General features: G+C 69.4%; 21 protein-coding genes. 6 read left to right on the top strand and 15 right to left on the bottom strand.

Annotation, left to right across the window (positions count from 1 at the left end; all coding sequences use genetic code 11):
* Window positions 1-28 precede the first annotated feature (28 nt).
* On the bottom strand, window positions 29-1213 hold the full coding sequence (locus tag ACH49X_RS24695; protein WP_357206336.1) for a serine hydrolase: 1185 nt from the start codon (window positions 1211-1213) through the stop codon (window positions 29-31).
* Window positions 1214-1413: 200 nt separating this feature from the next.
* Between ACH49X_RS24695 and ACH49X_RS24690 the strand changes: the two genes are divergently transcribed.
* On the top strand, window positions 1414-2850 hold the full coding sequence (locus tag ACH49X_RS24690) for an amino acid permease (RefSeq protein ID WP_195081677.1): 1437 nt from the start codon (window positions 1414-1416) through the stop codon (window positions 2848-2850).
* Between the two features lie 9 nt (window positions 2851-2859).
* Here the strand turns inward: ACH49X_RS24690 and ACH49X_RS24685 are convergent, their stop codons facing one another.
* The 7 genes from ACH49X_RS24685 to ACH49X_RS24655 all read right to left on the bottom strand — a co-directional run bounded on the left by ACH49X_RS24685 (window position 2860) and on the right by ACH49X_RS24655 (window position 9887).
* Window positions 2860-3225 carry a DUF4345 family protein gene (locus tag ACH49X_RS24685; protein ID WP_195081678.1) on the bottom strand — a complete coding sequence of 122 codons (366 nt, stop codon included), beginning with the start codon at window positions 3223-3225 and terminating at the stop codon, window positions 2860-2862.
* 192 nt (window positions 3226-3417) lie between these two features.
* Entirely contained in the window at window positions 3418-4827 is a 1410-nt protein-coding gene (locus ACH49X_RS24680; RefSeq protein WP_357206334.1) for an MFS transporter, read from the bottom strand.
* Window positions 4828-4968: 141 nt separating this feature from the next.
* Window positions 4969-5370 carry a DUF779 domain-containing protein gene (locus ACH49X_RS24675; protein WP_195081680.1) on the bottom strand — a complete coding sequence of 134 codons (402 nt, stop codon included), beginning with the start codon at window positions 5368-5370 and terminating at the stop codon, window positions 4969-4971.
* Entirely contained in the window at window positions 5370-6887 is a 1518-nt protein-coding gene (adh, locus tag ACH49X_RS24670) for an aldehyde dehydrogenase (RefSeq protein ID WP_195081681.1), read from the bottom strand. The genes ACH49X_RS24675 and adh overlap by 1 nt, the downstream gene beginning before the upstream one ends.
* An 83-nt stretch (window positions 6888-6970) precedes the next feature.
* Window positions 6971-8173 carry a transcriptional regulator gene (locus ACH49X_RS24665; protein WP_357106387.1) on the bottom strand — a complete coding sequence of 401 codons (1203 nt, stop codon included), beginning with the start codon at window positions 8171-8173 and terminating at the stop codon, window positions 6971-6973.
* A gap of 231 nt (window positions 8174-8404) precedes the next feature.
* A complete protein-coding gene (locus ACH49X_RS24660) occupies window positions 8405-8959 on the bottom strand; it encodes a hypothetical protein (RefSeq protein WP_195081683.1) in 555 nt (184 codons plus the stop codon).
* 586 nt (window positions 8960-9545) lie between these two features.
* On the bottom strand, window positions 9546-9887 hold the full coding sequence (locus ACH49X_RS24655) for a hypothetical protein (protein WP_195081684.1): 342 nt from the start codon (window positions 9885-9887) through the stop codon (window positions 9546-9548).
* 212 nt (window positions 9888-10099) lie between these two features.
* On the opposite strand from ACH49X_RS24655, the gene ACH49X_RS24650 reads away from it, so the two are divergent.
* On the top strand, window positions 10100-10612 hold the full coding sequence (locus ACH49X_RS24650) for a DUF664 domain-containing protein (protein WP_195081685.1): 513 nt from the start codon (window positions 10100-10102) through the stop codon (window positions 10610-10612).
* A 1037-nt stretch (window positions 10613-11649) separates the two neighbouring features.
* A complete protein-coding gene (locus ACH49X_RS24645) occupies window positions 11650-12444 on the top strand; it encodes a metallophosphoesterase (protein ID WP_323124315.1) in 795 nt (264 codons plus the stop codon).
* A 9-nt stretch (window positions 12445-12453) separates the two neighbouring features.
* Here the strand turns inward: ACH49X_RS24645 and ACH49X_RS24640 are convergent, their stop codons facing one another.
* Window positions 12454-13884 carry an AIM24 family protein gene (locus ACH49X_RS24640; protein ID WP_195081687.1) on the bottom strand — a complete coding sequence of 477 codons (1431 nt, stop codon included), beginning with the start codon at window positions 13882-13884 and terminating at the stop codon, window positions 12454-12456.
* Between the two features lie 228 nt (window positions 13885-14112).
* Window positions 14113-14409 (bottom strand): hypothetical protein, encoded by a 297-nt coding sequence (locus tag ACH49X_RS24635; protein ID WP_067806823.1) that lies wholly within the window; start codon window positions 14407-14409, stop codon window positions 14113-14115.
* A 396-nt stretch (window positions 14410-14805) separates the two neighbouring features.
* On the opposite strand from ACH49X_RS24635, the gene ACH49X_RS24630 reads away from it, so the two are divergent.
* Window positions 14806-15000 (top strand): hypothetical protein, encoded by a 195-nt coding sequence (locus ACH49X_RS24630; protein ID WP_195081688.1) that lies wholly within the window; start codon window positions 14806-14808, stop codon window positions 14998-15000.
* Between the two features lie 96 nt (window positions 15001-15096).
* Here ACH49X_RS24630 and ACH49X_RS24625 read toward each other — a convergent pair whose 3' ends face one another.
* Window positions 15097-15801 carry a DUF6081 family protein gene (locus ACH49X_RS24625; RefSeq protein WP_195081689.1) on the bottom strand — a complete coding sequence of 235 codons (705 nt, stop codon included), beginning with the start codon at window positions 15799-15801 and terminating at the stop codon, window positions 15097-15099.
* A 15-nt stretch (window positions 15802-15816) separates the two neighbouring features.
* Window positions 15817-16734 carry an SAM-dependent methyltransferase gene (locus tag ACH49X_RS24620; protein ID WP_357206331.1) on the bottom strand — a complete coding sequence of 306 codons (918 nt, stop codon included), beginning with the start codon at window positions 16732-16734 and terminating at the stop codon, window positions 15817-15819.
* A 668-nt stretch (window positions 16735-17402) separates the two neighbouring features.
* Between ACH49X_RS24620 and ACH49X_RS24615 the strand changes: the two genes are divergently transcribed.
* Window positions 17403-18299, top strand: coding sequence for a helix-turn-helix transcriptional regulator (locus tag ACH49X_RS24615; protein ID WP_195081691.1), 897 nt, complete (start codon window positions 17403-17405; stop codon window positions 18297-18299).
* A gap of 674 nt (window positions 18300-18973) precedes the next feature.
* Here the strand turns inward: ACH49X_RS24615 and ACH49X_RS24610 are convergent.
* Both ACH49X_RS24610 and ACH49X_RS24605 read right to left on the bottom strand, forming a co-directional pair.
* Window positions 18974-19723, bottom strand: a complete 750-nt coding sequence (locus ACH49X_RS24610; protein ID WP_397070947.1) for an LGFP repeat-containing protein — start codon at window positions 19721-19723, stop codon at window positions 18974-18976.
* Between the two features lie 307 nt (window positions 19724-20030).
* The gene (locus ACH49X_RS24605; protein ID WP_195081692.1) at window positions 20031-20912 is read right to left on the bottom strand and encodes a LysR family transcriptional regulator ArgP; all 882 of its coding nucleotides are present in this window, start codon (window positions 20910-20912) and stop codon (window positions 20031-20033) included.
* A gap of 74 nt (window positions 20913-20986) precedes the next feature.
* Between ACH49X_RS24605 and ACH49X_RS24600 the strand changes: the two genes are divergently transcribed.
* Window positions 20987-21610, top strand: coding sequence for a LysE/ArgO family amino acid transporter (locus ACH49X_RS24600; protein WP_357206329.1), 624 nt, complete (start codon window positions 20987-20989; stop codon window positions 21608-21610).
* Between the two features lie 10 nt (window positions 21611-21620).
* On the opposite strand, the gene ACH49X_RS24595 is transcribed toward ACH49X_RS24600, so the two are convergent.
* Window positions 21621-22427 carry an LLM class flavin-dependent oxidoreductase gene (locus ACH49X_RS24595; RefSeq protein ID WP_357206327.1) on the bottom strand — a complete coding sequence of 269 codons (807 nt, stop codon included), beginning with the start codon at window positions 22425-22427 and terminating at the stop codon, window positions 21621-21623.
* Window positions 22428-22702: the final 275 nt, after the last annotated feature.

Genomic DNA, 22702 nt, shown 5'->3' with positions numbered 1-22702 from the left:
GGGTCCCCGCGGTATTTCGCGGGCCGGCTCAGCCGCGCGCGATCGCACGGAAGACCTCGATGGTCTCCTGCTCGTCCTGGGTGGTGCCGTGGTCGCTGAGTTTGACGATGACGGTGCCGCTGGGCGGATCGACGTAGACGTATTGGCCGTAGACGCCGACGGCGGTGAGATCGGCGCCGTCCCCGCCGGTCGGGTGCCACCACTGCGCGCCGTAGGGCCACTCGCCCACTCGGCGGACGGGGGTGCGGATGCGTTCGATCCAGGCCGGCGGAACGATCTGCGCGTCACCGGCGCGGCCGCCGTCCAGGACGACCTGGCCGATCTTGGCGAAGTCGCGCGCCGTCGCGTTCAGGCAGCAGAACGCCTTTTCCTGGCCGCCCGCGCGATCGAGGTTCCACCGCGCGTCGTCCTCGGCGCCGATCGGCGCCCACAGCTCGCGTTCCAGCAGTTCGCTCAGCGGCAGGCCGGCGACCCGCGCCAGCGCCATGCCCAGCAGCTGGGTGTCCACGCTGCGGTACTCGCCCGCGCTGCCCGGCGGGAAGCGCAGGCCCTGGTGGTCGCGGACGAACCCGGCGAGATCCTCGGTGAGGTACATCCGGGCGGTGCCGGTCAGCGGCCAATACTTGTTGTAGTTCTCCGCGACGTCGACGCCGGAGGCCATGTCCAGCAGATCGCGGATGGTGACGCTGTCGTACGGGCCGCCGGTGGTCAGCTCGGGCAGGATCTGCACCAGACGGTCGTCCTCGTGCAGCCGTCCCGCCGCGATGGCCCGGCCGGTCAGCAGCGACACGACGGACTTCGCCACCGACCACGACGACTGCCGAGTGGTGGCAGAGAAGCCGTCGCGATACCACTCGTGGTTGCGGGCGCCGCCGCGCAGGACGAGGAACGAATTGGTGTGCGTGGCGGCGAGGAACTCGGCGATCGGGACGCGCGAGCCCTTCCACGGCACCCGGTCGGGCAGCGGCCGCGGGGCGATCGGCAGCGGCCGCGGGGTGGGGGAGGCGGCCACCGTGCGGCTCTCGAACAACTCCCCCTGGGCCGAGGGCGGGTCGGTCATCAATCGCAGCAGCGTCGGCGGAGACGGGATGTGCAGGACCGCGGTCGCGGCGAACGCCGCGCCGAGCAGGACGGCGACGACAGTGAGCAGGACGGCGGCGGTGCGCACCGCGTAGCGGCCCGGCCGGATGCGCCGGGATCGCGGTTCGGTCATGACGGAACCCATCGTCGGGGAATCCGATGATGACATGCCGGACGCGCGTCCGGTAAGTGTCCACCGCCCGCGGCCCGGAGACGACGCGCACCGACGCAGCGGTAGCGTGGCGAAGTGATCCAGGCTGGACGTGCGATGATCCCTCGTCGTAAGTCCGGCGCACCGATCGTCGCATCGCTGCCCAGCGAAAGGACCGCAGTATGACAGCCTCCGACCGTCACCTTCAGGACGCCCGACCATCGGATCCGGCGGACAGCGGCGACTCGGAGGGCTACGCCAGGGGGCTGAGCCCGCGCACCATTCAGATGATCGCCATCGGCGGCGCGATCGGCACGGGCCTGTTCTACGGCGCGGGCGGCGCGATCGAGCAGGCCGGGCCAGCCCTGATCCTGGCCTACCTCGCGGCGGGCCTTGCCATCTTCGTGATCATGCGTGCGCTCGGCGAACTGCTGACCTACCGGCCGATCTCGGGCAGTTTCGCCGAGTACGCGCACGAGTTCCTCGGCCGCTTCGCCGGTTTCGTCACCGGGTGGTCGTACTGGGCGGTGTGGGTGGCCACCTGCATGGCCGAGATCACCGTGGCGGGCAAGTACGTGGAGTACTGGTTCGACATCGCGCCGTGGGTCACCGCGCTGGTCGTGCTCGCGGTGATGTTCGGCGCCAACCTGATCTCGGTGCGTCTGTTCGGCGAGGGCGAGTTCTGGTTCTCCACCATCAAGGTGACCGCGATCGTCGGCATGATCCTGCTCGGCATCGGCGTGCTGCTGTTCGGCTTCGGACACGCGCCGAACCCCACGGTCACCAATCTGTGGGCCGACGGCGGTGTCTTCCCCAACGGCATCGGTCAGTCGCTGCTCGTGTTGCAGATCGTGCTGTTCGCCTATGTCGGCGTGGAGCTGGTCGGCGTCACCGCAGGGGAGGCGCGCGAGCCCCGCAAGACCCTGCGCAAGGCGATCAACACGCTCCCGTTCCGGATCGGCCTGTTCTACGTCGGTGCGCTGGTGGTGATCATGTCGGTGTCCAGCTGGCGCGACTTCCACGCGGGCAAGAGCCCGTTCGTGGAGGTCTTCGAGCTGATCGGCATTCCGGGGGCGGCGGGCATCGTCAATTTCGTGCTGCTCACCGCGGCGCTGTCGTCGTGCAACTCGGGGATCTATTCGACCGGCCGGATGCTGCGCACCTTGTCGCTGCGCGGTGAGGCGCCCGCGCGGTTGAACAAGCTGAGCGCGAACGCGGTGCCCTATATCGGCATCACCGCGTCGGCGGCGGCGATGGTGATCGGCGTGATCGTCAACCTGGTCTCCCCGGACAAGGCATTCGCCTACATCACCTCGGTGTCGACCATCGGCATAATCTTCGTCTGGGGCGTCATCCTGGTCTGCCACCTGCTCTACCGGGCCAAGGTCGCCCGCGGCGAGCTGCCGGCGAGCGATTACCGGCTGCCCGGCGCGCCCTACACCACCGTGCTCGCGCTGGCGTTCCTCGGATTGGTGGTCGTGCTGCTGCTGTTCACCGACAGCGGCCGCACGGCGCTCGTCGTCGGCGCGGTGTGGGCGGTGCTGGTGTCGGCCGGATACGTCGCGCTCCGGAAACTCGCCGGCTCCGGCACGGCGGCGGACGCCGCGCGGACCAGCTGACCGTTTGCGCTAGGCGGCGAGGAAGAGCGCGGCGGCCCCGATCGTCTCCACCGCGGCGTAGAACCAGGTGGGATAGAAGGCCGTTCGCTCGTCGAGCACGGCCGACACCACCCGGCCCATGGCCATGCCGGCCAGTGCCGCGCCGACCGCGACCATGATCCCGCCGCGCAGCGCGGCGAGGTCGACGGCGGCCACCGCGAGCACGGCCGCCATCGCCAGTCCGAAGCCGCCGTAGACGGCGCGCACCTCATAGCGCGCGCTCGGTTCGGTGAGCCGGATACCGAAGGGCCGGATCAGAGCGGCGGGCGCGGCGAGCGCGTAGACACCCATACCCAGGAAGAACACCCCGATTATCACGCATACGGCCTGCGCCACTGCGACCTCCACATTCTCGCTCGGTTGGAAAGCCCAGCTCGCGTCACGGCCGGTGCCGAAGGCTTCCGGAAAACCCGCTGCCTCGCGGGCTGTGCCGCATGCTCCCGCAGGCTGTCCAGCGCGCACTGGAGTTCACCGACCGACAGTATCGCCGGGGACGGACGCTACCCAGCCCTGGGCCGCCGCGACCGGTCAGGCGCTGGCCGAACGCCGGGGCATCATGGCCGAGGCGACGAGCATGACGACGGCCATCGCCGTGATCGTGACGAAGACCAGATGCACCGCCGAGGCCAGTGCGGCAGGCTCCGGGTGATCGGTGTGCCCGACACGCGAATTGACGATCGCGCCGAACACCGCGACGCCCACCGCACTGCCGATCGAGCGCGCGAACATGTTGGCCGAGGTGACCACACCACGCTCGGTCCATTCGGCGCTGGTCTGCGCGGCGATCAAGGTCGGGGTCGCGACCAGTCCCATCCCGGTGCCGATCACGAAGCAGGACGCGGCGACCTGCCACAGTGCCGAGTGCTGCGTGATGAACAGCGTGCTGGTGGCGCCGAGCGCGGCCAATCCGCTGCCGATCAGGGCGGTGGCGCGAAAGCCGAAGCGCAAGTACACCTTTCCGGCTTGCGATGCGGCCAGCGGCCATCCGAGCGTCAGCGCGCCGACGGTAAGGCCCGCGACCAGCGCCCCGGTGCCGAGCACGCCCTGGGTGAAGGTGGGGACATAGGACGTCGCGCCCAGCACGACGGCCCCCACCAGCACCGACGCCAAACTGCTCGCGATCACCACGCGCCGGGTGAACACCCACAGCGGCAGGATCGGATTGCGCGCAGTGCGTTCCACCAGTCCGAACAGGATGAGCACGACCGCGCCGCCCACGAAGATCCCGATGCTCGCCGGAGACGACCAGACCCAGGCCTGACCGCCTTCGAGCAGGCCGAGGATCAACGCTCCCGCGCCGAGGGTCAGCAGCGCCGCGCCCAGGTAGTCCACGCTCTGCCGCTGCCGGGGAGCGCTCTCGGCGAAGTTGCGCACCAGCATCCATCCGGCGAGCGCGGAGAGCGGAAGATTGATCAGGAAGATCCAGCGCCAGCTGACGTACTCGGCGAACAGACCGCCCAGCAGCGGGCCCGCCACACTGGACATGGCCCACACGCTGGCCAGATAGCCCTGGACCTTGGCGCGCTCTGACAGCGTGTACAAGTCGCCCGCGATCGTCATCGTCATCGGCTGGATCGCACCCGCGCCGATGCCCTGCACGGCGCGGAAGACGATCAACCCCAGCATGCTGGTCGCGACGCCGCACAGCAGCGAACCCAAGGCGAACATCGCAATGCCGAACAGGATCACCGGTTTGCGGCCAACGGTGTCGGCGAGCTTGCCGTAGATCGGCACCGTCACCGCCTGGGCCAGGAGATAGATGGAGAACAACCAGGGGAACTGCGCGAAGCCGCCGAGACTGCCGGTGATGGTGAGCACCGCTGTGGCGATGACCGTCGAGTCGAGCGCGACCAACGCGGTCGCCAGCATCAGCGACCCGAGAATCGCGCCGCGCTCGGATCGAAATCCCACGGACACCGTCGCCGTCTCGGTCGCCACCCGCGGCCCCTCTCGTTCGCCTCTCTAACCACCTCCAACGACCGTATCCGCTTCCCGACTATTCCCGCATGGGCTTTATTTCGTCCTCAGGACAGGAAAGGGCTGCTCACCGGTGGTCCGGTGAGCAGCCCACGCTTCGGATCAGTGCGGCAGATCCGCCCCGGTCAGCGGCGGCTCGGCTTCGAGGACCGCGAGCTCCTCGTCGGTGAGCAAGCGCGAGCGGATCAGGAAACGCACGCCTTCGGGAGCCTCCAGGGAGAACCCGCTGCCGCGTCCCGGCACCACGTCGACGGTGAGATGGGTGTGCCGCCAGTACTCGTACTGATCGGCGCTCATCCAGAACGGGGTGTCCGCCGCCGGATACCCGAGCAGCACGTCCGACCCGCCGACCCGGAACTCGCCGCGCGGATAGCACATCGGCGAGCTGCCGTCGCAACAGCCGCCGGACTGATGGAACATCACCGGACCGTGCTGTTCGATCAGTCGCCGCAGCAGCGCCTCCGCGGGCGCGGTGAACTCGACGCGGTGGACCGGACCGGGCATCAGAAGAATCCGAGCTTGTCCGGCGAGTAGCTGACCAGCAGGTTCTTGGTCTGCTGGTAGTGATCGAGCATCATCCGGTGGTTCTCGCGCCCGATGCCCGACTTCTTGTAGCCGCCGAAGGCCGCGTGCGCGGGGTAGGCGTGGTAGCAGTTGGTCCACACCCGGCCTGCCTTGATCTGGCGGCCCAGGCGGTAGGCGGCGTTGATGTCGCGGGTCCACACGCCAGCGCCCAAGCCGTAGAGGGTGTCGTTGGCGATCTTCAGCGCCTCGTCGACGGAGTCGAACGTGGTCACCGACACCACCGGCCCGAAGATCTCCTCCTGGAAGATCCGCATGTCGTTGCGGCCGGAGAAGATCGTCGGCTCGACATAGAAGCCGCCGGGGAACTCGTCCACCTTGCGCGGGCCGCCGCCGGTGAGCACCTCGGCGCCTTCCTGGCGGCCGATATCGATGTAGGACAGGATCTTCTCGAACTGGTCGTTGCTGGCCTGCGCGCCGATCATGGTGGCCTCGTCCAGCGGGTTGCCGCTGACGATGGCCTTGGTGCGTTCGACGCACCGGGCGATGAACTCGTCATAGATCGAGGAGTGGATCAGCGCGCGGGACGGACAGGTGCACACCTCGCCCTGATTGAGCGCGAACATCACGAAGCCCTCCACGGCCTTGTCCAGGAAGGCGTCATCGGCGGCCATGACGTCGGGCAAGAAGATGTTGGGACTCTTGCCGCCCAGCTCGAGGGTGACCGGGATGATGTTCTCGCTGGCGTACTGCATGATCAGCCTGCCCGTGGTGGTCTCACCGGTGAAGGCCACCTTGGCCACCCGCGGGCTGGACGCCAGTGGCTTGCCCGCTTCGACGCCGAAGCCGTTGACCACGTTCAGGACTCCCGGCGGCAGCAGATCGGCGATGAGTTCGACGACCTTCAGGATGGAGGCCGGGGTCTGCTCGGCGGGCTTGAGCACCACCGCGTTGCCCGCCGCCAGCGCGGGCGCGAGCTTCCATGCGGCCATGAGGATCGGGAAGTTCCACGGGATGATCTGCCCGACGACGCCGAGCGGCTCGTGGAAGTGGTAGGCGATGGTATCGGCGTCGATCTCGCTGATCCCGCCTTCCTGGGCGCGGACCGCTCCGGCGAAGTAGCGGAAGTGATCGACCGCAAGCGGCAGGTCGGCGGCCAGCGTCTCGCGCACCGGCTTGCCGTTCTCCCACGTTTCGGCCACCGCCAGCGCCTCGAGGTTGTCCTCGATCCGGTCGGCGATCTTGTTGAGGATGTTGGCCCGTTCGGTGGTCGACGTCGCGCCCCACGCGTCGGCCGCCCGGTGCGCGGCGTCCAAGGCCAGTTCGATGTCGGCGGCCGAGGACCGCGCGACCTCGCAGAACGTCTGGCCGTCCACCGGGGAGGGATTCTCGAAGTAGCGGCCGTCCACCGGGGCGGTCCACTCACCGCCGATAAAGTTGTCGTAGCGTGTGGCGAATTCGACCACGCTGCCTTCGGTTCCCGGCTTCGCGTAGCTCATGGCGGGTGACTCCTCGCTGGTTGCGGACGTGATGCGGGTCACTATGCCGCGCGAGGGTTGACGAAACGTTGAGGCGCGCGAGCTCAGTCGCGCAGCGCGCCGTGCAGCCGGGCGGCCGCGAGGGCGCGACGGCCGTCGCCCAAGGGAAGCAGGCGCAGCGCGTGTTCGTGGATCTCGACGTCGTGCGGCGCGCGCTCGCCGTAGCGCAGCGCGTGCTCGACGTTTCCACTGGACAGCACGGCGGTGCGCACGCCGACTTCCAGATACTCGCGCCACTGCACGATGCCCGGCGTGTCCGAGTCCGGCAGCAGGGGACCGCGATACAACTCGACCGCGGTAGCGGTGTCGCCCGCCTCGAGCGCGGCCAGCACGTCCACGGCATCGCAGGACAGTGGGCTCACCAACTGATAGACGCGGCTGGTGATGTCGCCGCCGGTGGCGCGCCGCAGGTAGGACATCTCCGATTTGAGCGTGCTCGCGCCGACCGGCCGGTCGCCGTACACCGCGAAGTGCAGGCGTTCGTGGGTGAAACCCTCGGGCTCGAGCGCCAGCAGCGTCAGGATCTCCAGGTGGCGGGGGCGCAGCCGCACGGGCGCGCCGTCCCGGATCAGGCGGGCGGCGCCGAGGCAGGTCAGCCGGACCCCTGGCGCGGCCATCCGATGGTGCAACTTGGTCTCGATGGCGGTGACCAGGGTGCGAGCGGTGGACATGGCCAGCGGGTGGGCGCGGTCCCAGGTGGTGGACAGGTCGAGCACGCCGAGCTGGCGACCGTCCGCCGCGCGGATGGGTGCGCAGTAGCAGACCCAGCCGTGCAGGGCGGCGACCAGGTGTTCGGCGGAGAACACGGTGTGCGGCTGTTCGGTGCGCAGCGCCAGCGACAGCGCGTTCGTGCCCATGTGCGCCTCGTCCCATCGACCACCCGGCGCGAAGTTCACCTGTTCGGCGCGGCGGCGCATCACCGGGCCGCCGTGCGACCACAGGATGGTGCCGGTCTCGTCGGTGATCGCGGCGACGTAGCCCGCGCCCTCGGTGATGTCGCGCAGCTGATCGGTGAGCTCGGACACCGGTGTGCGCAGCGGAGATTCGGCCCACCGGGCGGTGACGTCCGCTTCGGCGAGCGGCGCGTGCTCGCACGCCGGATCGACGGTGCGCAGCGACCGCAGCCACGATTGCGCCACCTCGCTGCGCAGTGCGGAATCACCCTGCGGCGTCCCGGCGGGTATCCATCGGGACCACTCTTGTTCCAGTGCAGCGCGCCGCTGCGAGAGGGAACTGCGCTGTGCCATCTCGGCCGATCCTGTGTCTTCGCTCCGATCGTCTTCGTGCCATCCCATCATGCCCCAGCGCGCCGCCGGGGCATTTCGTTTCGGCTCGCCGTCCACGGGGCTGGACGACGGTCGGATCGCCGCGACTCCCTCGGCGAGCGTTGCGAGAGCGCACGCCCGGGGAAGCCCCGGCGGCCCGACCGGCGATCGGTGTGCGGTCGTCCTGCGACGCCCGCACACCGGACCGGCCGATTACGGCGTGGAGAAACCGATCAGCGCACCGATGCCCGCGCCGATCGGGATGGTGACCAGCGCGCCGACCCCGCCGAGGAAGAAGCCGATCACCGCGCCGATCCCCGCGCCGATGAGAGCGCCGATCCCCGCGTTGTACTGCTTGCGGGCGAGCGTCTCGTCCTCACCGACGAACTGGTTGAGGCGCTCGGTGGTGGCGGGTGAGCCCACCGGCGTCACCGTGAGGGTGCGGCCCGCGTCGCTGATCGCGGGCGCCAGCCCGTGGGTGGCGCCGGAGGCCTGGAATGCCAGGGGCAGGGTCGCGACGACCTGTCCCGTTTCGCTGCGCAGCTCGACCGCCCTGGCGTCGGCCGTCAACGCGAAGCTGCCCGCGTCGAGGGTGGTGACCACCCCCGTTCCGTCGGCGGCGGGAGCGGAGGTGAAACCGATGCCCTGCTCGACACCGTGCACGCCGACCTGCGCTGGCGCCGCCGGCTGGGCGTGCGCGACGCCCGTCGCTATTCCGGTGGCACCGACCGCGAGCAGGGCGGTTGCGGCGAATCTGTTGACTCTCATCGTATTTCCCCACTTAGTCGTGTCGGCCACGAGTGCCGACGGATCCCCAAGATGCCGGTTCTCGGCCCCACCCATTCTGGCCGCAGCGGTTTCCCGAAGCAATCGTTCTGCGAATTCCACGGAAAAATCCGTGCGGTGCCCGCCACGGATATGGACATGAAATATGCGGAGTCAGTGCTTGTTTCGCCGATGGAGTCGGCTGATTGCCATATGTGTGCTAATGCATTGCCGCGACGCATAATTCGATCGAACGACTCGAAAATTATTCGAAACGCGCTGGTCTCGCGACTGTTTAAGTCGCCACGAACGGCGGTGCGCTGCCAGGATGCTGGACCGGGTGCGTCCGGGTCCGAAACGCGGCTTGCGGTCGGTCGGATCGCCGGATGCATCGGCGCGGCTCGCGAGTCGACGGTCACCGCGAGGTCGCGGTGCTCGTGCCGGATGGTGGAGTGTGCGTCGGTGCCGAGAGCGTCGCCGGAAATGGGCGATCGTTTCGCAGCGGCGGCAGCGATCGGCCGCGCGCTCGCGGTGCCCTACGGGAGCGCGCGGCCGGATCATCTGGCCGACTGTGCGGGGTTGTTCCTACTCAGAAAGCGCTTCCGGTGCCGGGCAGCAGCCACGCGATGCCGGGCCAGGGGGCGAAGGGGCTACCCCAGTAGCCGAACGGGCTACCCCAGTAACCGTAGCCGCCCCAGCCGCCGTAGCCACCCCACCCGCCGTAGCCGCCGCGGCCCCACCCGCCATGGCGATGCCAGCCGCCGTGGATCTCTTCGGCCTGACTCGTCTGCGCGACGGTCGGCTGCGCCACGGCGGGTGCGGCGATCGCGGGTGCGGCGACCGCCGCGACGGGGGTCAGCGCGAGCGCGGCGACCATCGCCACGCGGACGAACGCTCGCCGGACGTGTCCGATCTCGACGTCGTTGATCATCGGTACTTCCTCACTTCGGTATGTGTTCCTCCGGTCGGTGACCGACTCGAAAGGTCATCGACCCAACCTCACCACCATGCATCGTACCGTTGAATAACGGCACACTCAATGTGGTTCGATCGTGCGAGAATTCGTGGCCCGCCTGTCGGTCGTGCCGGGCGGTTCCGCTCGGTACGGTCGGGGACAGCGGACACTTCGAGAGGAGTCGACTGATGGCGACCAGCGCCGACGTACTGACCGACGGCTTCGAACGGATCAGGGAGGTGGTGCACGAAGCGGTGGACGGACTCGACGAGGACATCCTCGCTCAGCGCATCGATGCGGGCGCCAACTCGATCGCATGGCTGATCTGGCATCTGACCCGCGTGCAGGACGACCACATCGCCGATGTGGCCGGTGTCGAGCAGGTTTGGACGGCTCGAGGCTGGTACGACCGCTTCGGTCTGCCGATCGACAAGGGCGCGACCGGTTACGGTGACCGGCCCGCCGACGTGGCCGTGGTGCGAGCGCCCGCGGAGTTGCTCACGGGGTACTACGACGCGGTGCACGAGCAGACGCTGCGCTACGTCCGCGATCTCGCCGACGGCGATCTGGACCGTATCGTCGACACCCGGTGGGATCCGCCGGTGACGCTGGGGGTGCGGCTGGTCAGCGTGATCTCGGACGATCTGCAGCACGCGGGCCAAGCGGCGTTTCTGCGCGGCGTGCTGGAACGGACGGGATAACCGGCGCCGGGAAGTCGGCGGCCCCGCGTGGTTCGCGCCGTGCCGTAAGTTGATGCCGCGCAAGCCGAATGTTCACAGAGAGTGCCGCCGTGGTCGTGAAAACTGTTCTGGTCGGTGTCGCCGTGCTCGCTCTCGTCGGTGTCGTCGTGCTCACGGTGGTCGGCGCCCACTGGTACATATGGCGGCGGCTCGTGCGGGACACGACCACAGCGACATCGCGCGCACGACGCGTCGGCACCGCCATCGTGCTGACCGGGCCGTTGCTGCTGCTGGGCACGACCGTGGCGGAGCTGGCGTCCGCTCCGTTCACGCTGATCCGGATCATCGCCTGGCCCGGCTACCTGTGGGGGGCCCTGTTCCTGTACCTGCTGCTGGCGCTGGCGGTCGGCGAGCCGATCCGAGCCTTGGCGCTGCGCCGGCTCGACCGGAGCCGGGCGGCAGAGGGATCCGAGTCTCCTACGGAAGTCGGGCCGACATCGGGGTCGCCGGTAGGGGTCGATCCTGCACTGGACTCCGTGGTGAGAGCTCGTCCCGGGCGGGAGTTCTCGGCGGAACCCGGGTCTGAGCCGGAGTCTTCGGTGGCAACTGTCTCTGCGCCGGAATCATCGGTGCGAACCGAGTCCGGGCCGGAATCCCCAACTGAAACCGCGCCCGTGCCGGGGCCCTTGGCTGGAACCGTGTCCGCGCCGGAGTCTTCGGCTGCAACTGTGTCTGCGCCGGAATCGTCGGTGCGAACCGAGTCTGGGCGGGGATCTCCAACTGAAACTGTGTCCGTGCCGGGGTCCTGGGCTGGGACGGTGTCTGCGGCGGAGTCGTCGGTGCCAGCTGGGTCCGCGTCGGAATCCGTGGCTGGGACGGTGTCCGCACTGGAATCGTCGGTGCGAGCCGGGTCCGCGTCGGAATCTGTGGCTGGGACGGTGTCCGCGCCGGAATCCTCGGCCGGAATCGAGTCCGCGCCGGAATCCTTATCGGACCCGGCCACTGCTGCCGATTCCACGCCGCCTCGGGTACCGCGCCGTGTCTTCGTCGCGCGGGTGATGGGTGCCGCCGCTGTCGCCGCCGCCGCGACCACCGTCGGCATCGGCGCCCATGGCGTGCTGAACGGACCGAGTGTCAAGCGGGTGGCCGTGCCGTTGGCGAAGTTGCCGCGCCGAGCGGACGGGTTTCGCATCGCGGTGGTCAGCGATGTGCATCTCGGCCCGATCCTGGGCCGTGGCTTCGCCGAACGCGTGGTGCGCACCGTCAACGACACCCGGCCCGACCTCATCGCGGTCGTCGGTGACCTGGTGGACGGCAGCGTCGAGCATCTCCGTTCGGCCGTGGAGCCACTGGCCGGGCTGCGGGCCCGGCACGGCGCGTTCTTCGTGACCGGCAACCACGAGTACTTCTCCGGCGCCGAGCAGTGGGTGGAGCATGTCCAGGAACTCGGCATGCACCTGCTCGCGAACGCACGCACCGAGCTGCCCGGCTTCGACCTGGCGGGCGTGAACGACGTGCAAGGCGAACGAACCGGGCACGGCCCCGATTTCGGCAAGGCGCTCGGCGACCGCGACCGCACGCGCGCCGCCGTGCTGCTGGCGCATCAGCCCGTGCTGATCGAGGACGCGGTGGCGCACGGCGTCGATCTGCAGCTGTCCGGCCACACCCACGGCGGCCAGCTCTGGCCCGGCAATTACCTCGCCGGCCTGGCGAATCCCACCGTCGCCGGGCTGGAGCGGTACGGCGACACCCAGCTGTACGTGTCCAGGGGCGCCGGAGCCTGGGGTCCGCCGGTGCGGGTCGGCGCACCGTCGGACATCACCGTCGTGGAACTGGTGTCGCTGCGGGCTTGAGCGCCCGCGTCAGCCGAACAGGCCGCCCAGCACGCCGCCGCTCTGGCCGGCTTCCTGCCCGCCACCGGTACCGCCGACGAAACCGCCCGGCGGCAGCTCCGACGGCTGCACGATGACGAAGCCGCGTCCGGAGAACGACAGCGTCATCCCCTCGCCGGTGCTGCGGCCCATCAGCCTGCCCAGCCCGAACGAGTCGTTGCGTTTGATGCCCGTCTGCAGGCTCGACGACCACGCCACCGCCGCTTGCGGATCGGCGTAGGTCGGCTGGTCGACGTTGAGCACGACGGGCGTGCCGTGCGTGGTGATGGCGATGCGGCCACGGCCGGTGAAGACACAGTTGAACAACCCGGCGTTGCTGGCGAACCCGGCGGCGCCCTGCACCATCCGGATGTCGTAGCGCAGGCCGGAATCGAAGGCGAGCACGTTGGCGCCGTTGATGGTGAGGCCGTCGGTGCCGTCCAGGTCGATGGTGTGCACGTCGGCGGCGCCGTTGGCCACGAACAGGTCGCCGCGCCCGGACACCTTCATCAGCGGGACGCCCTCACCGGTCAGCCGCTGCTGGATCGCCCGGCCGATCCCGCCCGCGCCGAGCGCCTGGAAATGCAGATCGCCCTGATAGGCGACCATCGATCCGGCCCGAGCCATCACCTCGCCGTTGACGGCCACCTTGATCATCTTGCCGCCCTGCTTCTGGATACCCGCGCCGGTGACTTCGGCGTGGCTGGGGGCGAACAGTTCGCTCTGCATCGGCAGCGCTCCTTGCTGAGGTGATGGCATCGGTGGTGGCGGCACCGCGGCGGCCGGCGCGGAATAGGCCGGTTGCGGTGGATAGGCGGGCGGGGGCGGAGGCTGGTACGCCGGAGGTGGGGCAGGTTGATACGCCGGGGGCGGCGCGGGTTGATGCGCCGGTGGGGGAGCGGGCGCCGAAGGCGGCGGGGCCGGTTCGTCATCGATGTTCACACCGAACGCCGTCGCGATTCCGGCCAGGCCGTTGTCGTATCCCTGGCCGACCGCACGCACCTTCCATCCGCCTGCCCGGCGGTAGATCTCCACGCACACCACGGCGGTCTCGGTGCTCAACCCGGTCATCGGGAAGGCGAGCGTGCCCGACGAGGACGCGATGGTCGCGCGCAGCGAACCCGCGGCGGCGAAGGTGGGCGGACCGCTGCCGTCCAGGCTCGCGGTGACCACGACGCGGTCCACGTCGGCGGGTAGCGCGCCGGTCTGGATGTCCACCACGTCGCCCGCGCCCTGACCGTGCCGGTAGGTGACGCCAGGGGCGACCGGTTGATTGAAGAAGACGAAATCGGCGTCGGAGCGCACGCGCCCCGCCGAGTTCAGCAGCAGCGCCGATACGTCGACGGGAGCCGAGCAGGTGACGGTCACCGTCAGCCGGTCGCCGGGCGCGGGGCGGTTCTCACCGCGGGCGAGATCGGTCACGGCAGGCCGTCCGATCCGCGGCGGCGTCGTCGGGTTGACATGCGATTCACGGGCTCCAGTGTGTCGTGCGCCCGCGACGTGCGCCACACGCCTACCCGCACCCGGCGTCCACGAGGTCTTTTCGTCAGGCGGTCCGTGGCAGGGCCGCCGTGTCGCCCCGAGGTCTCGGCGATCCGGTCGCACCGGCGATCGGAATGAGCCCGGCCGGGTCCGCCGGGCTCTCGCGGGTCAGAGGACTTCGGCGTACATGGTGCCGTCGAGGATGCCGAATTCGACCTGTCCGGGGAACAGGGGCAGCGCGCCGGTGGCGTGCTTGCTGTGGTTGAGGGCGATGGTTTCGGTGGCCCACCGGTGCAACGGCTCGGGTAGCCGCAGAACCCGGTGATCGGTGCAGCGAACGTAGGGATAGGTGGTCTCGCCGGGCCGGGCGAGCGGGTTGTGGATGTCGAGCGCGGCGATGTCCAGGACCAGGCCGGTCTGCTTGGCGGAGGCGACGGTCGGTGGCTGCAGTTCGATGTCGTCCATGACCGCTCACGGTAGCTCGAAGGATGCCCAGAGTGGGTGATTCCCGCTGAATGTCCCTCGGATTTCATCGGAAATGGAGGACGGCGAGGTTCATCGATTCGGGTGAACCCCACCGCTACCACCAGCGATCGCGGCAGGCTTGGGCGTGCCGGTGCCGCGCCGGACGTCCCGGAGCCACCGGGACGATGACGAGCCTAAGCGACGCTGAAGATTCGCGGGGGCGTTTCCGTGAATCGGTGAGAGCGGCCGTCCGGTGGCGACCGGCCGGTAACCACCGTCGGAATGTCCGGTTCCCGGCGGCGCGGCTTACTATGCCAGCGGCGTGAAACAAGCTGTGCGCGTTGAGTATCCGGCACGGCTGCGTGCTGTTCTGTTTACCTCAGGAGGATGGAAGACGTGCTCTATGTTGTCATCGCGGCCATTGTCGTGGCACTGCTGGCCGTGTCGGCCGTCGCGATGGTGTGGGACCCGCGCCGTCGCACGGAGTCGGACGAGTACGACTACGAGTACGACATGAACGGGGAAGACGCGACGGCGGACGAGTACGCCCGCCCGCGCGGTGTCGAATGGCCCCGCAAGGAAAGCGTCTGATCGGTGGAAGCCGCCGCCGGACCGGCGGTGGAGACGATGGCGCCCAGTCGAGTGCGGCTGGGCGCCATTCTTTTCCGTGGCGCTGGGCCGGTTCGGTCACGCCACGGTGAAGTCGCGCCACGACGCGTGCAGACCCTGCCCGCGCAGCGACGTGCTGCGCCCGTCTTCGATCGGATGCAGGGTGATGATGCCGAAACCGATCTGGACGGACTCCGGCAGCTGCGGCGCGCGCGTGGTGTACACCGGGACGTCGTCGACGTGCCAGCCCGCGGTGCCCGCGGCGCGGTCGATGGTGACGGCGTAGCGGTGGAACTCGCCGGGCTTGATGTCGATCCCGGCCAGCGGCGCGTGCACCACGTGGGTGAACGCCTCCGCCGCGGGGACGACCCCCGGCACGAACAGCCGTTCGTGGATGGCGTACGCGTGCCTGCTGGTCGCGATGAGGTCGAAGACCTGCGCGGTGCTCATGTCGAGGACGTTGAACGCGGCGAAGCCGTCGCGGTAGTCCTCGCCGGTGGCGCCGATGTTCTCCGAAGCCATCTCCACCGCGAAGGTCCGCGGTCCGCCGGTGAGGTCGAACGTTTCGGTCGACACCAGCAGATGTTTCGGGTTGTCCAGGATCTGGACCTCGGCGTGGGATCGGGTGAAGGCGTCGATCCGGACCGATACGGCGCCCGCGCCGACCTCGGTGCGAGCGGCCGGGTCCGCGTAGCGCCACGTCTGCTCCGGGCCCAGCGGCACTTCCAGGAAACGCCACCGGTCAGCGCTGAGATCCGGTCCGTTCAGGTCGTCGTAGGTCATTGCGGGAGTTACCTTTCAACCGAGTGATTCGGGGTCCGATAGGTCGTCCTTGGTCGCCCGGCGGCGCAGCGGGGTCACCACACCGTTCGACGATCCGGACTTGTAGCCGACACCGCCGAGCAGCAGACGTTCCTCGGTCAGCCGCGGCCGCAGCGCCGGGCCCATCGGCCACCAGTCGTCGAGCTCGACCAGACCGGGCTCGATCAGTTCCAGATCGCCGAAATACGAGGCGATCTGCTCCCGGGTGCGGTACCAGCCCGAGCCGAGGCCCATTTCGGTGAAACGCCGTTGCAGCTCGATGGCCATCTCGTGCGCCTCGCCGCCGTCGGCGGGATCGTAGAAATGCGTGATCGCGACGTAGGAGCCCCGTGGCAGCGCGTCGATGTAGCGGCGCATGATCCCCGCCGGATCGAGCTCGTCGTCGACGTGATGCAGGATGCCGCACAGGATCAGCGCCAGCGGGCGGGTGAGGTCGAGGTGCTGGGTGACCTCGGAATGCTCCAGCAGGGTTTCCGGCGCGGTCAGATCGGCGGGTACGAAATGCGTGAACTCGTTGCGCTCGAGCAGCACCCGGCCGTGGATGTTGCACACCGGATCGTTGTCGACGTACACCACACGTGCCGTGGGATTCTGCTGTTGGGCGATCTCGTGTGTGTTGCCGACGGTCGGCAGGCCTGCGCCGATGTCGAGGAATTGGTCGATGCCGACGGCGCCGGCCAGATAGCGCACCACGCGGTGCAGCCAGCGGCGGTTCATCCGGGCCACATCGCTCTGCCGCGGCGCGACTTCGGCGACCTTGTCGCGCACGAACCGGTCGACTTCGTAGTTGTCCTTGCCACCGAGGGTGGCGTCGTAGACGCGGGCGATGCTCGCGCGGGTCGTGTCCACGCCTACCGGCGCGCGGACACCGGTCTGGGGAGTGGGATCGGACATGGAGACCTCTCTCTGGATTCCGTCGCCTGGCTCACCAGCCTAGGGACCGCCGAATCGGCGAGCAATCCGTGCGGATGCGTTCGGCCGGTGGTGATTTCGGGAACCGATGGCCATCCTGCCGACCGGCATCGAGCATGGGAACCGGTCGGTACTCATCGGTCGTCTGCGGTGACTCGGGACGCGCCGTGGCCGGTGCGGCGCCCGTCCGGGCGACCACCCGCCTCGACGGGCGTGGACGAGGACGATTCGATTCCCGGCTCCTTCCGGCACAGATGTCAGGACTTCGCGGTGGTGACGGGCCTCGGGCGCCGATACGCCTGCCGTTCCGTCCCGCCGAGGGGCCGCGCACCCGTGCGATGCGGGTGCCGTCGGGGCCGCACCCGCTGAGCGGGTCGATCCCTCGGCCGACGACATGGCGCTCCTCCTTCGCGTGGCCACCGTCGGGGGCGACTCTACGCACGGCCGCCCGGGCGCGCGCGGGAATCCGGCTTCGATATCGCCTTGGCGCTCTTGTGAATACTCGCGTGCGCGCGCGATCCGCGCCACGCGTTCGCGCCGGGGACGGTCGCTGGACCCGGCCGAGTAGGATCTTCAGCCGACGTTCCGACAGCAGTGATGGTGGAGGCACTACGCCCCGCGGTCTAACCCCCGATCGACCGGAGGCAAGCATGACCAACGACGAGGACAGTGGTGACAACGCCGAATTCCCTGCGGCAGAACGTGGTCCGACTGTTCTGCGGATCGCGCTCGGCAGCCGGTTGCGTCAGCTGCGCGAGGGATGCGGGATCAGCAGGGAGGCCGCGGGCGACGCGATCCGCGGCTCGCACGCCAAGATCAGCCGCCTGGAACTGGGCCGCACCGGGTTCAAGGAACGCGATCTGCAGGACCTGCTGAGCCTCTACGGCGTTGTCGACCCCGCTGAACGCGAAACGTACTTCGAACTGGCTCGGCGGGCCAACGACCCGGGGTGGTGGCAGCACTACAGCGATCTGCTCCCGGCGTGGTTCGAGACCTACATCGGCCTCGAACAGGCCGCGACCACGATCCGGACCTATGAAGCGCAGTTCGTCCCCGGCCTGTTGCAGACCGCCGACTACGCGCGCGCGGTGATCCAGCTGGGCAACATCGACGAGACCGAACGCCGCGTCGCCATCCGCATGCGCCGCCAGCAGATCCTCTACCGGGCCGCCGCGCCCACACTCTGGGCGGTCATCGACGAGAACGCGCTACGCAGGCCGGTCGGCGGCGCGGAGGTGCTGCGCGAGCAGATCGAGCATCTGGTCGAGATGGCCGACCGTCCCACCATCCGGATCCAGGTGCTGCCGTACGCGGCGGGCGGGCACTCCGCGGCGGGCGGCCCGTTCAGCATTCTGCGTTTCCCGGAGCCCGAGCTGCCCGACATCGTCTACACCGAGCAGCTCACCAGCTCCTTGTATTTCGACAAGCAGCGCGATGTGGAGCTGTATATGTCGGTCATGAACCGGATCAGCGTGGAGGCGCTGTCTCCCGCCGACAGCGTGCGTTTCCTACGCGAGCTGCTCACCGAGACGCGCTCGGGCGAGTAGGACTTCAAGCGTCCCCGCCGAGCGGGGCAGCCCTGCTCGGGGGCGGGGCGCGGTCGCGCCTGCGGGGAGTTTGCCGAGCGAGTCCTTCGCGACGGGAGGACCGTCGTGGCGCCCTGTCGATGGGGGTTCGGCGTGGGAGCGCTCGGGAGCCGGCCGGTCGGCCTGATTCGGCTGCTGCGCGGTGAGGGGTGAAGGCCTCGAACCGAATCCACGTTTCGGGCGGTGAAAAGCATTGTCGTCGAACCGAACTCGGCGAAACGCGCGGCGAAGATATAACAGTTTCATATCGCGACCGGCTGCATGATGCTCATTCGTTATCCGTCTCTCCGCGTTCACCTCGATTTTCGAGGATTTCGATGCCGGTGGCGCTCATGCACATGCACGCGCGCATGTACGTACCGATGGACGATCACCGATGCGACGCGGCCGTCGTGATGTGGCAGTATCCCTGTCGAGGTCGGGGTCTGAGGATCGACTCGGGCACTGGCTGGTTCGGCCGCGGCGGCCCCAACGCGAGTTGGGGCCGCCGGCGGAGCCGTCGCGGATCGCTCCGATGTCCGGATTGCCGAGAGTTCACGGCATCGGCACAATCCGGATCGAATGGCCTTCCTTTTCTCCGATGCAGATGCTCCGGTCCGGAGCCGCGATGCCCGCGCAGCGGTCGAGGCGATCGACTAGGGCGTCCAGGTGATGCGGCCGCCCTCGAAGTCCTGGGCTTTCCCGTTCTCGAAGTCGTACTCGTCGCTGGTGGGGTAGCCGTACCGGCCCGCCTCACCCGCCGCGGCCTCCCAGGTCTCCCGGATGGACCCCCAGACGACATGGGCGCCGGTGCGCGGTGCCCAATAGATCGCCCCGCCGCCGAACAAGTTGTAGCGGCCGTTGCCCGCGCGGGCGGCGGATTCGTCCGTGATGGGGAACCCGAGCGGACTGCTCTCCCAGCCGTAGGCGCCCCACTTGTCGCGGATCACGCCGCCGATCTGATGCGCGGCGGTGCCGATCGACCAGTAGATCGAACCGTTCTGGAACACGCTGTAGCTCCCCGGCTTCGACGGTGTCGCCGCTTCGCGCGCCACGGGATAGCCGAGCGCTCCGCCCTCGTAACCCAGGTTCCCCCACTTGTCGCGGATGGCGCCACCGACTTGATGGGCGCCGGTGTCGGGGTGCCAATAGATGGACGAGCCGCGCTCGAACGCCTGATAGCGGCCACCGCGGGCGGTGGAGTCCTCCGGCGTGACCGGGTCGCCGAAGAACGCGGGCCCACCCGCCTGGTCGTACTCGACTTCGATCGCCCCGCCGACGTCGTAGGGGCCGATCGGACGCGCCGCCGTATCGGGTGCGATGCCGGCGAGCAGGATGCCGAACGCGGCGACTATGGCGAGCGCCCCGCGGGCGCGCGAGCGGTTCGGGCGACGGTGCCGTGCCAAAGGGAACTCCTGTGCATCTCGGGTGGGTGCGGGATGGAGCTGAAGCTGCTTTCGGTCGGCGTGCGGAGATCAAAGTACCTCGCCGGAACGCGATGCGGAGCGATACGGGGTACTCGAATGGCCTGGTGTCGTGCGGTGGGGTGGTGCGGCCATCCAACTCGTCCCTCGCTCCGAACAAACTGGCGGTGCTGCCGTGCCCACGGGAGCGCCTTCTCGGATACGGCGCCGCCGGGGCGTGGTGCTCGCACTCTCGGCCCGGCGGTGTCACGAACGGAAGATGGTGCCGGGCAGGGCAAGTCGTGCGCAGTCAGCGCAGGACGTGCGCCGCCTCCGCGGCGATGGTGGCGGCGACCGCACCGAGAGCGGGGGAGTCCAGACGCCACTGCTGCCAGTACAGTGGGACATCGATGACCGCGCCGGGAGCGATCGAGACCAAGCGGCCGTCGGCTCGGTCCTCGCGGGTCTGCAGGTCGGGAAGCATGCCCCAGCCGAGCCCGAGCCGGACCGCCGCGGCGAACGCCGTGGAGGACGGCACATAGTGGCGCGGCGGATCAAGGGGTTTGCGACTTCGCCTGCGCAGGAGGCGATCCTGCAGGTCGTCCTTGCGGTCGAACAGCACGACCGGAGCCGCGGCGTAGGACTTCGCGGTCGCGCCGTCGGCGAACCAGGTGGCGGCGAAATCCGGGCTCGCCATCGGCCGGTAGCGGATCGCCCCGAGCCGTTCGGCCTTGCAGCCCTGCACCGGCTGTGCGGTCGAGGTGATCGCCGCCATCACGGTGCCGTCGCGCAGCAGGCGCGTGGTGTGTTCCTCGTCCTCCCGGTGGATCTCGAAGCACACGCCGTGCGGTGCGCGGGCGAGGGCGGGCAGCACCCAGGTCTCCAGTGAGTCGGCGTTGATCGCGATCGGCACCCGGATGGGGCCGTCGGAGGGTTCGCCGCCGAGTTCGCGCGCGGTGTCGCCGGTGAGCAATTGGATCTGCCTGGCCAATCGGAGTACGGCCAGCCCGGATTCGGTGGCGCGCACCGGTTTCGTTCGCTGCACGAGAATCCGGCCCGCGGCGTCCTCCAGCGCCTTGATCCGCTGGCTGATCGCCGACGGTGTGACGCTCAGCCGCCGCGCGGCGGCGTCGAAGGTCCCCTCGGTGATCACGGCGTCGAGTGCGCGAAGCTGATCGAGCTGGAGATCCATATTAAGGCATCCTAATGATAGGTTAGAATCTTTAGCTTGCCTGGGGATGAGCCGCGGCCTTAGCGTCGCTGGACGTGAGCGTTTCCTCGGCGGTGGTGGCGACCGCGTCCGGTTTGGGCTTCGGCCTGTCGCTGATCGTGGCGATCGGCGCGCAGAACGCGTTCGTCCTGCGGCAAGGGATCAGCGGCAGGCACGTGCTCGCGGTGGTCACGGTGTGCGCGGTGTCGGACATCGTGCTGATCGCGGCGGGGATCGGCGGATTCGGCGTGGTCGTCCAGGCGGCTCCCGGGGTGCTCGTTGCGGCGCGCTACGCCGGGGCGGCGTTCCTCATCGGCTACGCGGCGCTGGCGGCACGGCGGGCGTTCGGCTCCGCCGCGCTGAGCGCCGGATCCGGGCGGACCACCGCGGCGCTCGGCGCGACGGTGGTCACCGCCCTGGCGCTGACCTGGCTCAACCCGCACGTCTACCTGGACACCGTGGTGTTGCTCGGCTCCTTCGCCGGCACCTACGCGAGCCCGGATCGCTGGTTCCTCGGCGCGGGAGCGATGCTGGCCAGCGTGCTGTGGTTCACCGCGCTCGGTTTCGGCGCGCGTCTGCTCGGCCCGCTGTTCGCCCGCCCGCGCGCGTGGCGCGTGCTGGATTCGGTGATCGCGGCCGTGCTGCTCGGTCTCGGGCTGGGGTTGTTGTGCTCCGGATGAGACCGCGACGTCACAGCTGCGCCTTGATCTTCGCGGCGAACTCGTAGCCGGCCTGCCACTGCGGGCCGGAGACGGCGAGTACGACGCCTGCCGCGCCCGCCTCCGCGTAGGCGTTCAGCTGCTCGGCCGCACGGCCGGGATCGGTCGCCAGCGTCGGCGCGACGACCGTCACGGTGAGCGGCGGGCGGTCGTATTCCTCGGCCAGCGCGGCCAATTCGGTCACGTGCGCGCCGACCCGGCGCGGCTCGAGTCCGATGGCGACCCAGCCCTCGGCATAGGCGGCGGCGCGGCGGCGCGCCGCTTCGGCGTCGCCCGCGACGAGCACCGGTGGCATGGTCGCACCGGGTGCCAAGGTGATCTCGGTGCCGTCCGGGAGCACGGTCGGCCGCCCCGCGACCAGGTCGGGCAGCACGCGCAGCGCCTCGTCGGTGCGACGGCCGCGCTCGGCGAAGGACACGCCCGCGGCACGCCACGCGGCATCCCCGTGCACCGGGTTGCCGGTGCCGACCCCGAGGATCAGCCGGTCACCGGAGACGTACTGTAGCGTCGCGATCTGCTTGGCGGCCCATGCGGCCGGCCGCAACGCCAGCAACATCACCCCGTAGCCGATGCGGATGCGATCGGTCACGGCGGCCGCGGTGGCCAGCACGACGGTGCTGTCCAGCATCGGCCCGCTGGCCGCGAGATGGTCGGTGGACCACACCGAGTCCAGGCCGCCCTGCTCGGCGAGGCGGGCGGCGGCGCGCACGTCGCCCAGGATGGGTCGCGCGGGATCGGGGGTCGAGGTGGGCAGGATGATGCCGACTTCCAAGGTCATGCTCTCGACGCTACGAACGCCTCGCGCCCACGCCAATGTTCCGCTCGCTCGAGTCGATGTCTCGGACGCTCACACCGAACCCACCGGCGCAGAGCGCGTGCCGCGCCACGGTGGGACGCTCTCCGCTGCGGTGTGCTGCGACGGTCACGGGGCGGCACCGGTGCGTCGGCCGCGAGCCTGGAGATCGGCTGAGGAGAGTTGGCCGGCGGCATGCGGCTCGGTGGTCGCGGGGCGATCCGTGGTCGGGGGACTGCGGGCGAAGCAGCATCTGAGTT

This window comes from Nocardia sp. NPDC019323 (assembly GCF_044389845.1).
GTDB classification, from domain to species: domain Bacteria; phylum Actinomycetota; class Actinomycetes; order Mycobacteriales; family Mycobacteriaceae; genus Nocardia; species Nocardia implantans.
The sequence above is the reverse complement of the archived record's forward strand: the minus strand, read 5'-3'. Positions and strand labels throughout refer to the sequence as shown.